The 12,191-nt window shown below is 59.0% G+C and carries 13 protein-coding genes; 7 read left to right on the plus strand and 6 right to left on the minus strand.

The annotated features are described in order from the left end of the window. Positions 1–80: 80 nt before the first annotated feature. From GAL_RS18540 to GAL_RS18555, 4 genes are all read right to left on the minus strand, one after another. Positions 81–1,229, minus strand: coding sequence for a lytic murein transglycosylase (locus tag GAL_RS18540; protein WP_024099079.1), 1,149 nt, complete (start codon positions 1,227–1,229; stop codon positions 81–83). Between the two features lie 110 nt (positions 1,230–1,339). Next, positions 1,340–1,870, minus strand: coding sequence for a COG3904 family protein (locus tag GAL_RS22835; protein WP_024099080.1), 531 nt, complete (start codon positions 1,868–1,870; stop codon positions 1,340–1,342). Between the two features lie 277 nt (positions 1,871–2,147). After that, positions 2,148–3,500, minus strand: a complete 1,353-nt coding sequence (locus GAL_RS18550; protein WP_024099081.1) for a hypothetical protein — start codon at positions 3,498–3,500, stop codon at positions 2,148–2,150. A gap of 126 nt (positions 3,501–3,626) precedes the next feature. Continuing rightward, positions 3,627–4,124 carry an MgtC/SapB family protein gene (locus GAL_RS18555; RefSeq protein WP_024099082.1) on the minus strand — a complete coding sequence of 166 codons (498 nt, stop codon included), beginning with the start codon at positions 4,122–4,124 and terminating at the stop codon, positions 3,627–3,629. A 219-nt stretch (positions 4,125–4,343) separates the two neighbouring features. On the opposite strand from GAL_RS18555, the gene GAL_RS18560 reads away from it, so the two are divergent. From GAL_RS18560 to GAL_RS18580, 5 genes are read left to right on the plus strand one after another with little or no spacing between them, the layout of a single operon-like run. Next, a complete protein-coding gene (locus tag GAL_RS18560) occupies positions 4,344–5,219 on the plus strand; it encodes an STAS domain-containing protein (protein ID WP_024099083.1) in 876 nt (291 codons plus the stop codon). Between the two features lies 1 nt (position 5,220). Beyond that, complete coding sequence (locus tag GAL_RS18565) at positions 5,221–5,583, plus strand: STAS domain-containing protein (protein ID WP_024099084.1); 363 nt, start codon at positions 5,221–5,223, stop codon at positions 5,581–5,583. Beyond that, the gene (locus GAL_RS18570; RefSeq protein WP_024099085.1) at positions 5,580–5,987 is read left to right on the plus strand and encodes an ATP-binding protein; all 408 of its coding nucleotides are present in this window, start codon (positions 5,580–5,582) and stop codon (positions 5,985–5,987) included. Before GAL_RS18565 ends, GAL_RS18570 begins: the two co-directional genes overlap by 4 nt. Next, positions 5,984–6,997 (plus strand): ATP-binding protein, encoded by a 1,014-nt coding sequence (locus GAL_RS18575; protein ID WP_024099086.1) that lies wholly within the window; start codon positions 5,984–5,986, stop codon positions 6,995–6,997. Before GAL_RS18570 ends, GAL_RS18575 begins: the two co-directional genes overlap by 4 nt. A gap of 4 nt (positions 6,998–7,001) precedes the next feature. Then, positions 7,002–8,162, plus strand: a complete 1,161-nt coding sequence (locus GAL_RS18580) for a sensor histidine kinase (RefSeq protein ID WP_024099087.1) — start codon at positions 7,002–7,004, stop codon at positions 8,160–8,162. Here the strand turns inward: GAL_RS18580 and GAL_RS18585 are convergent. Beyond that, positions 8,154–9,281, minus strand: a complete 1,128-nt coding sequence (locus GAL_RS18585) for an amidohydrolase (RefSeq protein ID WP_024099088.1) — start codon at positions 9,279–9,281, stop codon at positions 8,154–8,156. The genes GAL_RS18580 and GAL_RS18585 overlap by 9 nt on opposite strands. Continuing rightward, on the minus strand, positions 9,274–10,299 hold the full coding sequence (locus GAL_RS18590) for a pyridoxal-phosphate dependent enzyme (RefSeq protein ID WP_024099089.1): 1,026 nt from the start codon (positions 10,297–10,299) through the stop codon (positions 9,274–9,276). Before GAL_RS18590 ends, GAL_RS18585 begins: the two co-directional genes overlap by 8 nt. A gap of 84 nt (positions 10,300–10,383) precedes the next feature. Here GAL_RS18590 and GAL_RS18595 point away from each other — a divergent pair, with 84 nt between their 5' ends. Both GAL_RS18595 and GAL_RS18600 read left to right on the plus strand, forming a co-directional pair. Continuing rightward, a complete protein-coding gene (locus tag GAL_RS18595; RefSeq protein WP_024099090.1) occupies positions 10,384–10,857 on the plus strand; it encodes an Lrp/AsnC family transcriptional regulator in 474 nt (157 codons plus the stop codon). Positions 10,858–10,945: 88 nt separating this feature from the next. Further along, positions 10,946–12,190 carry a lytic murein transglycosylase gene (locus GAL_RS18600; protein ID WP_024099091.1) on the plus strand — a complete coding sequence of 415 codons (1,245 nt, stop codon included), beginning with the start codon at positions 10,946–10,948 and terminating at the stop codon, positions 12,188–12,190. Position 12,191: the final 1 nt, after the last annotated feature.

Below are 12,191 nucleotides of genomic sequence, written 5' to 3' on the forward strand. Positions count from 1 at the left end.
CGGTGCATATCTACTGCACCGCTAATATGGTCGTTCAGAGGCGCATAATTAAATCGCCGTCCGTCTCGCTCTCCGGATACCTAGCCCAACTCGCCGAGCAGGGCCTGTGACGGAACCCCGGTGGCAGGCAGGCCACGGCTTTGCTGATAGGCACGGATGGCGTTCTCGCTGTTTGGTCCGATAACGCCATCAGCACCGCCAGTGTCAAAGCCTTTCGCCGTCAACCGTTTCTGCAGCAGGATACGATCATCCTTGGTCAGCCCGTTTGCGTCTGGCGGAAAGCTGCTGCGCAGCGGGCCTGCGCCACCGATACGATCCGCGAGATGACCGACACCGATCGCATAGGCGTCGGAGTTATTATAGCGTTTGATAGCGCGGAAATTGCTCGTGACGGCAAACTTCGGACCACCTGCCTGGGGTTGGATGAGTGTTCCGCTGCCTGCTGCTGTTCCGCTCACCTCTTGACCCCAGCGCAGCCCGCGGGTCCAGCCGTTGCGGGCCAGATAGGCGGCGGTTGAGGCCAGCGCGTCACTGGGGTCTTCGGACCAGATGTCGCGACGGCCATCGCCGGTAAAATCAACGGCAAAGGCTTGATAGGATGTAGGGATGAACTGCGTATGCCCCATCGCGCCAGCCCAGCTGCCCGTCATGCGTGCGGCGGAAATGTCGCCATTTTGCAGAATTCTGAGGGCTGCGATAAGTTGTTTTTCAAAGAAGGCGCCGCGGCGGCCATCAAAAGCGAGGGTCGATGTGGCTGAGATGACCGGCACGTCACCGCGGCGTTCGCCGAAGAAACTCTCAAGACCCCAGATTGCAGTGATGATTTCGGCATCAACACCATAGGTCTGTTCAAGGGCGTTGAGTGTGTTGCGATGGCGGGCATAGGCCGCGCGCCCCTTGCTGACACGTTCGTCGGAGGCGGCGATAGAGAGATAGTCCTCAAGGCTGCGTTTGAACTCCGTCTGGTTCCGGTCGCGCTTGATCACGCCTGGCAGGTATCCTGCGCCACGAAAGGCAGTATTCAGCGTGCTGTTGCTGATCCCGGCGGTGCTTGCGCGTTGGCGAAACCCGGCAACCCAAGCGTCATAGGCCGCGTTGGGCACCGGGCGCAGATCGGCCGGTAGCCCGCCGACAGTGCGCGGCGCCGATGTGCTGGTTACCCCTCCGCTGCAGGCCCCGAGGCCAAGCGCCATCAGTCCGAATCCGAAGCTGCGTCGTGAAATGCTCATCTGCCTGCCTGCCGTTTGTTTTGTCACGACAATCCTATCGGATCACTGTGGTGCTGCAAGGCTTTGGCTGGCGATTATTCACGTTACATGATGGACCGGCGTTGGTTCGCCTATGCCGGTTCGCCGTTGGTGATGAGGCGATAGGTGCTCTGCTCAACAGGGGTTAGCAGGTAGATTTCATCGGATGGCGTCATCAGCGCTGGCTGCATTATCAGCGGATCGACACCCATCTCCTGAAGATAGCTCATAACCTCACCCTGACCGCGCTGAATCTGCTCTACGGCGACAAAGGCGGGCAGCACGGTATTCTGTCCGAAATAATGCTGATGTACGCCGATCATGGCGTCTGGATCCGCAATTCTAGTGACCCCGGCGGCCAAAATATAGGGGCACGCGGACAGGCAGATGTCACTGGCACTCATCACAGTGTTCATACTCTGTGCGCGCAGGGCGCGACCAATGGTCAAAGCGTCAGAGACGGAGCCGCCCGGGCTATTGAGATAGACCTGTGATGGCAGGATCTCCAGCGACTCCAGATAGTCGTTAAAGCGCGTCGCGTCGCCTTCAGCGATCCGGCCGGTCAGGGTCAGTACGGTTTCACCCTGCCACTGAGCTGTGGCGAAGGTCAGCCTGTTGGGCATATTCTCAGTGCTTGGCAATGGTCGGCTGCCGGGGGCAGGCGGGCGATCTGGCAGCTGCGTGGGAGAGTATCGCCTGGTCTGATCGCCGGGACCAATCGGTGCTGTCAGCTCCGGTGCGGTTGAGGGCCAAGCCAGCCGAGGGATTAGCTTTGCAAGATCAGTTCCGAGCAAGACAGCCGCAAATCCGAGCTGTGCCGCAAAAACCCATCGTAATACACGCCAGGTATCTGGCCTTTTGCGATGGCGCGCGAGGGCTATCGGCTGAGGTTCTTCGCGATCAGTCGGCACGGCGTTTATCGTCCAGACTGGCGATATCCGGAGGCTGACTGCCGGGTGCGGGTGGGGTTGCGGCGAAGGGGCCCGCGCGTTCCAGAGACGTGTCAATATCCCGGATGGCGGCTACGGCGGCGCGCAACTCCGCCAGCGTCATTGTGTCCTCGGTGGCAGCCCCTTCGCGGCCGGCACGGATCGCCGCTTGTGTAATGGCGACAATCAACACCAGCACCGCCGGCAGGAGGTCAATCGCAATCGCGCCTGCCCAAGAAGGAACGAAATTGCCAGCATAAAGAATAACAGCATCCGCGGCAGAGACAGGAGTGTAGGTTGTATCATGTGGCGGGGTCATGCTCAGAACCGCGCTGGCCGCCGCGCCAAGCCCATCTGCCCGTTGCGCCAGAACACGCCTCACACTGTCGATAGTGGCCTGCTGTCCCTGTCGGGTGGCCGCATCCGAACCGTCCAGCTCTGGCGTGACAACACTGTCGGAAAGGTCACGCGCGGCCCTTTGGACCAGTGGGGCGACCGACAGTTGGCGCAGCTGTGTGATTACATTGGCAAGGCGCACAGCCTCTTCTGAAAAGAGGACCGACCGCTGGGCGACCGGACCTTGTTCGACTGTGAGCGCCCGCATGCGTGACAGGATGGCGTTGCCCTCATCGAAGGCTGCCTCCACCAAGGGTTGCTGGCTGGTGATCTGCGTTTCCAGCGCCGCCAACTCATCCGATTTCTGGCGCAGCAATCGGAAAACCGCGCCCTGACCGGCGAAACCGGATAGTTGACCGGTTGCCTCCTGTTCGGAGAGATCAACAAAGGTCTGGCGCACCCTTGCTACGTCCCGAGCCAGGCTCTGACCGCTTTGGGTGATTTCATCCGCGCGTTCCAATGCCGTTTGGTAGTCTTGCACGGTCACGGCCAGATGTTGCTCAACAGCGGCGGCTCCCGCCAAGGCAGCGGCATTCAGCCAGGATGACATTGCGATGATTGCAACCGATCCTAGTGCCATCGATAGCACAAGACCGATACGCGCCGCGGCTGTCCGCACGGTCGGCACCAAGCGCATCATATAAGACCAGAATACAAAAATCCCTACGGATACGGCCACCGAATAGGCCAAGGCAGCAATCACCGAGAATGCGCCGGTGTCATCCAACAAAGACGAGACGCCAAGATAGGTGTAGATCCCCGAGGCCACGGCCAAGACGCCAAGCGCAGTACCTGTGATGCTATCAAGCCAGCTGAGGTGGTCCTCCAGATCGCGGGCGTTTTGCGCGGCGCGAGCTTCGCTCCGGCTCAACCCGGAGGCGGATCCGGTTGCACGATCTGAGTGCTGACCGCTGGGTTCGGTGGTCATGCGCGATGCTCCTTATTGCTTGTTCCAAGATATGATGCATAGGGGCAGATGCAATCGCTGCTATCTCAGTGCTGATGAATTGCCGCTCTATTTGCGTTGAACTTAATCATGGGCTGGGTCTGCGGGCTAATCCTCCCCGTCGGACGTATCCCCGCCGTTGTCGAGATCGGGTCTATGTTGCTGTGCCCAATCAACGATGGTGAGGATTAGAAATGCCAGCAGGGCGACCGAGGCGGCCTCGGCTATGAAACCGAAGCCGATAGCAATGCCAACTACACCGACAACCCAGATGGCTGCACCGCTACCGACCCCGCGGAGTTTGCCCGTCTCGGTGGTCGACATGATCGCGCCGGCACCGAGAAATCCGATGCCGCCCACGATGCCTTGTATCGTCCTGGATGGATCAACCGCAGCGGTTCCCTCCTGCCCGGCAGCCGCAAGATTAAGAGTCAGCATCGTCAGCGCGCAACAGCCAAGGCAGATCAGCATATAGGCGCGTGCGCCCAATGGCTTCTTTTTGATTTCGCGGTCGAGACCGATCAACAGGCCCAAAGCAACGGCGAGACAGCAGCGTAGAAGAAAACTGTCATAGGCGATCATGGCGGCTGTCTGGGATGCGGACATCGTGGACCTTTCCAAGGGAGCTGCTGAAGTGCACGGCGAGTGTCGCGATACGGCTATTGTAGCCTATCCTTGCAAGAAAAAAGGAGAATTTCTACTGCGCAGTGTGAGATTTCAAAACTCTCTGTTTACAGCTGGGGCCGCAGAGCGCTATCAAATCGATCATTCCATAGAGCACTCCGGCGCGCCTGACGCCGGATTTCCAGCCCAAATGAGGTCGAGATGTCAGAAACCGCCACTGAAACTGTGCTCACGATTTTGCAAAGTGATTTTGAAGAGATTGTTGCGTCCTGGATTTCGACCCAAAGCGACGAAGGCGTGCAGCGGATTGACCTTTTCAGTCACAAAGAAGGGCGGGAGCAGACTAGTGGCTTGTTGCGCGCGCTCATTTCTGGGATCGAAAAGGGTGCGACAGGCGATCGTTTTGATTTGTCCAGTGACGCTTGGGTGGATTTGCGCAGCGTGTTGGTCGACGTAACCAAAGAGCGCAGTTCACGTGGCGTTAGCCCCAGTGACATGGCTTCTTTCGTGTTGGCACTGAAGGCGCCGGTATTCTATCGCCTGAAAGACAAACTGGCAAAATACCCGACCAACCTTGTAGAGGAAATCTGGTTCTTCAGTCGGGTGATCGATGCATTTGCAGTTTATTGTGCAGAGGTATTTATCGCCGAACGGGATCGCATTATCGAACAGCAGCGTGACCAGATGCAGGAACTGTCGACACCGGTTGTCGAACTGTGGGACAAAGTACTGACCCTGCCTCTGATCGGTACCATGGACTCAGCACGCGCGCAGGAGGTGATGGAAAACCTGCTGGAAACCATTCTGCGCCGTCAGGCAGAGGTGGTGATCGTAGATCTGACCGGTGTGCAGACCGTGGACACCCAGGTGGCCCAGCATATGCTGCGGATGGCTGCAGCTGTACGTCTGATGGGTGCGGAGTGCATTATCAGCGGTATCAGCCCGACCATCGCGCAAACAATGGTGCAATTGGGTGTGGACGTCGGCGAGGTAACAACCCGGTCCACCATCCGCAGTGGTCTGGCGGATGCGCTGAACCGTGTCGGATACGAAATCACCAAGAAGAAGGATCACTGACATGTCCAGCGCATCGGCCATTTACTTTGTCGAAGGCGTTCTGTTGGTGGCGATCCAGGAAGATATTTCCGATACCGATATTCTGGATTTGCAGGAGGCCCTCTCCGAACGTGTGGTGGACGAAGCGGCCCGGGCGGTGGTTATGGACATCAGCGCATTGGAGATTGTCGATACATTCGTGGGCCGGATTCTGGCGCAGCTGGCGAGCGTGTCAAAACTGTTAGATGCCCAGACTTATGTGGTTGGCATGCGTCCTGCGGTGGCAATGACACTGGTGGAATTGGGTATGGATTTGCCCGAGAGCAAAACGGCGCTCAGCCTGACGCATGCGTTGCGCGATCTGCGCGGTGAACGTCAGGGATGATACCCACGGATGGTGTTCTGATCGGTGTTTACGCACTGATCAGGGATCGCGATGTTATTCAGGTGCGCAGGATTGCGGGTCGTGAAATGGATCAGCGGGGTGCGCGTACCGTGCAAAAAACCCGGTTTGTCACTGCGGTCAGTGAAATTGCAAGAAATGTGGTGATGCATGGTGGCGGAGGCGAAGCGCGTATCTATATCCACAATGAACCGTCCGCGATCAGCGTGGTCTGTGTCGACAACGGGCCCGGAATTGCGGATCTGGACGCTGCGTTCAGCGATGGTTTCAGCACTGCGGGCAGCATGGGGCGCGGCCTGGGCGGTGCGAAACGGCTGAGCGATGCGCTGGATGTCGAGACCGAAGAAGGCAAAGGAACACGCGTGATAATGATGGCCCGGATATGACCCATTGGTTGCCTCTTTCAGACCCCAGTGACGTTTCGGTCTGTCGCCGCAACGCGCGCCAGCTGGCGCAGGTGGCTGGGTTTTCACAGGCCCGGACCGAAGAGATTGCCATCGTTGTCAGCGAGGCGGCCACCAATGTCTTGCGATATGCCAAACGGGGCCGCTGCCTGTTACAGCGAATGCCGGGCATCGGCGGTCCGCGTTTGGCGGTGATCGTCGTGGATCAGGGGCCCGGGATCGACGCGCTCGACAAAATGATGAGGGACGGGAGCAGTAGCGAAGGCTCAGCGGGGCTGGGCCTGGGTGCGATGCAACGGTTGTCGGATCGCTTCGATATCTATTCGAACCGTGATGAAGGCACGGTTGTGGCGTGTGAATTCCAGCAGCGCCCATACCGGCCAGCCGCAATGGATGTCGCGGGTCTTGTGGTGACTCACCCTGGAGAAATCCGCTGCGGCGACGCTTGGGATATGACATGTGTGACTCCAAACGCTGCCCCTGATGGCAGATTGGACCTGATCCTTTGTGATGGGTTGGGGCATGGTCATCGGGCGGCGGATGCCGCTGAACGGGTTCTGCAGGCCTTTGGGCAAAAGCCGGGTCGCACTCCTGCTGCGGCCTTGGCGGATATATCGGTTGATATCGCTGATACCCGTGGTGCTGTTGCGGCCTGTGTCGCGGTGGCTGCGGACGGGCGACGCCTGTCCTATGCCTCCGTTGGCAATATTGCGACGATCCGCGCGCGGCTGGGTGAGACAAAGAGATTTGCGACCCGCGATGGCCATCTTGGAGGAGCCGCACTTTCTCCGTTTTCGGACGAGGTCAATCTGCAGCCCGGTGATACCGTTATTCTGCATAGTGATGGTCTGCTGACTTTACGGAACCTCCACGAAAAACCTGCTCTGCTGATGCGTTCTGCGTTATTGATTGCTGGAAAGCTCATGGCCGAAAACTTCAGAGGTCGTGACGACGCCAGTCTTGCAGTTATTAAAATCGCTAAAGAGATCTAAACCCGTGCCGACCGCCCTGATCACTTTGAAAATCGATACGGAACAGGATGTTCTGAGGCTGCGCTTTATCGCGATGGCGATCACCAAGGCCTTGCAGTTCGGGACATTTGCGCAGACGCGGGCGGTGACGGCACTGCTTGAGGCGGCTCGAAATGCCCAACAACATGCCAGTGTTGGACGGGTTCGGCTGAGTTTGCAGGAACACGGCGACAAGGTGGCCATGCGGGCCATGATCACGGATCAGGGACCAGGTATTGACGGGCTCGACGACATTCTGCGGGGCCGAGGGGGCGGAGTGGCGCCTGGTTCGGGGCTGGGACTGGGGTTGCGCGGGCTGTCACGCCTTTCTGATCATCACGCGATACGCAGCGGGCCAGAGGGCACGGAGATTGAACTTCTGTTCCTGAGCCCGGTGAAAAGCGACGAGATGGTCACCTCTACGCAAGCTGCGACTGATGCTATCAGTAAGATCCGCGACGCTGATCCTGTTGCGGAACTTGCGGAACAGAACCGGGTGTTGCTTGAGGCGTTGACGGAACGGGATCTCCTGATGAAGGAGGTCCATCATAGAACCGGTAACAATCTCGCGCTGATCGGTGCGCTGATCAGGATGAGTCGCAGAGGGGCCGAGGCACCGGAAACCGTCTCGGTGCTGTCGGATCTGGAGGCGCGGGTTCAATCGGTGATCCGCGTGCATGAACAATTGCAGCGTTCTGCCCGGGTTGACCATTTGCAGGCGCTGCCCTTTTTGCAGGAGGTTGCGGCAAGTGCCGAGGGGGCGTTCAACTCCGAAAACCTCCAAGTGGCGGTATCGGTGCGCGGCGATGACATGACGATCCCAAGTTCGATGGCGATTGATCTGGGTCTTCTGACAGGTGAGCTGCTGACCAATGCGTATAAGCATGCCTTTGTCGGGCGTGAGCAAGGAAGTATTCTGGTTGAGCTGACCGAACAGGATGACGCGTTGCGGCTGGTGATCGCAGATGACGGGCGCGGCCTGTCCGAGGGCGATGCCAGACCTGAGCGCTCCGGTTCTCTTGGCTGGCGTATGATCCGCAGCATGGTCGGCAAATATGCCGGCACAACCGAGGTGGATGGCTCCGATGGTATGCGGGTGCAGTTCACCCTGCCACTCGCCGACGAACAGGCCGATAGATCAGCCTGATCGGGCCAAGGCGCACCAGTACGCAATGCCGTGGTCGATGGCATCGTCATTGAAATCATACCCTGGATTGTGCAGCGGCATGGCATGGGCACCGTCAGTGCCATTGCCCATCAAGACAAATGCGCCCGGGCGGTGCTGTAGGAAGGCCGCAAAGTCCTCTGAAAACCCCACACGCCCGTAATGCGCATCAATGTTGCCAGCGGATCCTGCTGCTGCAACGGCCAATGTGGTTGCACCCGCGTCATTCACCAATGGCTGGAATGATGTTGAATAGGACACCTCGCAGCGGGCACCTTGTGCGGCACAGATGCCATCGGCGATGTCGCGCATACGCTGCTCGATCGTGTGGGAGACATGGGCGTCAAATCCCCGACAGTCTCCGGAAATCAATACGTTGCTAGCCAGAATATTGCGAGCACCATCGGTTTCGAAATCCGTGATTGAAACAACGCAATGATCCTGTGCTGACACCGAGCGCGATGTGATTGTCTGTAGTTGGGTGACGATTGCAGCGCCTGTTACGATTGGGTCGATTGCTTTCTCTGGCATGGACGCGTGGCCGCCCCGCCCAGTGATCCGGATCTCGAAATTATCCTCAAAGGCACAGAAAGCACCGGTCTCAGTCGCGAAGTGACCAAGCGGCATCCCCGGCATGTTGTGAAGGCCATAGATCCGGGTGATATCAAAGCGATCAAACAGACCATCCGCAATCATCGCCGCAGCGCCCGTGCCGTTTTCCTCATCCGGTTGAAAGAGGAAATGGACGGTTTGATTGAAATCTGGATCCTGCGCCAGACGGAGGGCAGCACCCAGAAGCATGGTGCTGTGCCCGTCGTGACCGCAGCCATGAAACCGGCCGGGATGGCGGGAGCGGTAGGGTAGGTTGGTGGCTTCCTCAATCGGCAGCGCGTCCATATCGGCGCGCAACGCGACGCCGGCGGCAGACTGGCCCCGGGTCAAGGTGGCCACGAGACCCGTGCCACCAATTCCGCGGGTCACAGTCAGCCCAGCCTGTTCCAGCTCTTTAGCAATGGCATCTGAGGTACGCGCGAGGTCAAAACCTGTTTCCGGATGCGCGTGTAAATCACGCCGAAAGGTGACGAGATCTAGCTCAGGCATCGTCAACGCCCCCTTCTGAGAGGATCACAAGTGGCCGCATGTCAGGAGATGTGCCCGCTTCCAGATCCTGAACCAGAGCCGTCAACCCGGCGGCGCCGGATGGGGTGCTAGCAATCCCGAGCGTGGCGGAGACCTCGACCCCTCTGAGCGCCGCTGTATCAGAGATGGTCACGTATCGGTCGGCTGCCTTGGATAATATTTCGTAGGCGAGCAGTGAGGGTGTCTTGCAATCCAGACGCCCCATATTGGAGACTGGTCCTTCTACCGTCACCATTTTACCTGCGTGTGCACTATGCTGAAGGCAAGGCGCCGCGTCGGGTTCAACCACGATGATTTCGGGCTGAACCGCCCAGTTGGCACGGATAATATAGGCCATCGCACCAGCCAATCCGCCGACACCGGCCTGCAGATAAACATGGGTCGGCCATTGGCCCGAGCTTGCGAAACTGTCGCGCATTTCCTGCGCGATCACCGTGTAGCCTTCCATCACCAGTCGGGGGGGCTCTGTGTAGCCGGGCCAGGACCCATCGGCGAGGTGAACTGCACCGCTTCCTTCTGTGTCTTTGATGGCTGCTGCGATGCTGTCCTCATAGGTGGCACCGGAGCGGATGACCTCGGAACCTTTGGCGCGCAGCCGCTGGACGAAGTCCTCAGGGACGGTATCGGCGAGATGGATCCTGCAAGCCGCTCCAAAAAGCCGCGCTCCGGCGGCAACGGCCATGCCATGGTTCCCTGCACTCGCACAGACGAAGGTCACATGTGACGCCGCCTCCCGCCCGGCGTCGCTGGCCAGGTCGTTTTCGGTCAGCCCGGTTTCACGCATCAGCAATTCGGCGACGGCGTAGACACCCCCCATCGCTTTGAAGGCGCCAAGACCCATCCGATCGGTTTCATCCTTGATCCAGACCTGCTTGCCGGCCACCTCATGCAGGGCCAGCGGTGAGGGGCGATATGCCGGGCAGGCCTGCAGCATCTGCTGTGGTTTGGCGGGGTCGAGCGTGACATTGATCTTGTTCATTCCGACAGTTTAGACAAGAGTATTGCTATGTTCTGATCAATGTCAGACCATATACGAAAAAATATTGCATATTGGTGAGGTTCTGTGGGCGAAAGACTCGATAAGGCGGATGTGACGCTTCTGACCCTCCTGCAACGCAACACGCGGCTTGGGCTTGAGGCGATGGCGGCTCAGGCAGGGCTGTCTGCGGCCTCCGTCCAGCGGCGCCTGAAATCGCTGCGCCAGCGCAGGGTGATCACGGATGAAATAGCATTGGTCGACCCGGCCAAGGTGGGTATGCCAATGACATTTGTGGTAATGGTGGAACTGGAACGGGAGCGGTTGGACCAGATTGACGCCTTCACTCGCCGCGCAGGATCCGAACCGATGGTCCAGCAGTGTTACTATCTGACGGGCGAGGCGGATTTCTGTCTTATCTGCACCGCATCGGACATGGAGGCCTTTGAAGAGTTGACCAAGCGGTTGTTTTTCGAGGACTCAAACGTGCGACGTTTCCGAACTTCCGTGGTGATGGGGCGCAAGAAAGTCAGCCTTGAAATTCCGGTCTCCGCCGGATGAAATCAGGTGAGCAGGACGGTGCCGAGTTGCCGCGCCGCCGATATGATGCGGGCCGCCTCCCAATTATCAACCGGATGGAGTGTCTGAGATGTTGTTTCGTTTGCTATCGCTGCTGCTGATCCTATCTGCGTTGCCATATGGTCCTGCGCGGGCGGTGGATCGTGCACAGGTTGAGAGGCAGTTTCAGCAGTGGTTGGCACAGGATATTTGGCCCGAGGCGCGGGCGGCCGGGGTCCAGCGCCTGACATTTGATGCGGCCTTTTCCAGAGTGAGTTTGAACTGGGATTTGCCGGACCTGGTGCCGCCCGGCAGCAAAGTGACTTCGCCCCGCCGCCAACGCCAGGCGGAATTTGGCGCTCCAGGACGATATTTCAACCGCGGTTCTGTTGATGGCGCAACCTCCATGGGGCGCCGAATGGCGAAGCGGCACGCGACCGCCCTGCAGCAAACCGAACGCAGGACTGGCGTGCCGGGGCGGATCATTCTGGCGATCTGGGGCCGCGAAAGCGGCTATGGTCAGGCAAAGATCCCCCACAATGTCTTTGAAGTTTTGGGCACTAAGGGGTTTATGAGCCGCCGCGCAGACTATTTTCGCCAGGAATTGATTGCCGCATTGCAGATCGCTCAGGCCGGACATGCACCTGAACAGGCAATGCGGAGCAGTTGGGCGGGCGCGCTTGGGCAGCCACAGTTCATGCCGTCCAGTTTCCTCAAGTTTGCCGAAGATGGCGATGGCGATGGGCGCGCCGATATTTGGCGCTCAGAAGCGGATACAATCGCCTCAATCGGGGGGTATTTGGCGCGTCACGGCTGGGACAAGACTCGCGACTGGGGGTTTGAGGTTTCTGTGCCCGCGTCGGTATCCTGTTCTCTGGAAGGCCCTGATCAAGGACAGAGTATTCGCGTGTGGGAGAAGCTAGGCATTCGCCGCGCTTCAGGCCGACCCTTTCCCGTGCATGAACGCGATGGGGTGGCCTATCTGATGATGCCTGCGGGTCGCAACGGGCCGGCATTTCTTGTGACACCGAATTTCTATGTGCTGAAAGAGTACAACAAGAGCGATCTTTATGCGTTGTTTGTCGGGCATGTTGGGGATCGCATCCAGTTTGGCGTGCAGGATTTCCGGGGTGCCTGGGGTCGGGTGGACAGCATGCTGCGGTCTGATGTGGCGACCATGCAGCGCGGTCTGGAACGGCGCGGCCACGATGTTGGCGGCGCAGATGGGCTCGCGGGGTTCAAAACGCGGCGTTCGATCGGCCGCTGGCAGGAGGCAACCGGACGGCGGGCGACCTGCTTCCCAAGTGCTGCACTGCAGGCTGACCTGTCCAGATAAG

Source organism: Phaeobacter gallaeciensis DSM 26640 (assembly GCF_000511385.1).
Taxonomy (GTDB): domain Bacteria; phylum Pseudomonadota; class Alphaproteobacteria; order Rhodobacterales; family Rhodobacteraceae; genus Phaeobacter; species Phaeobacter gallaeciensis.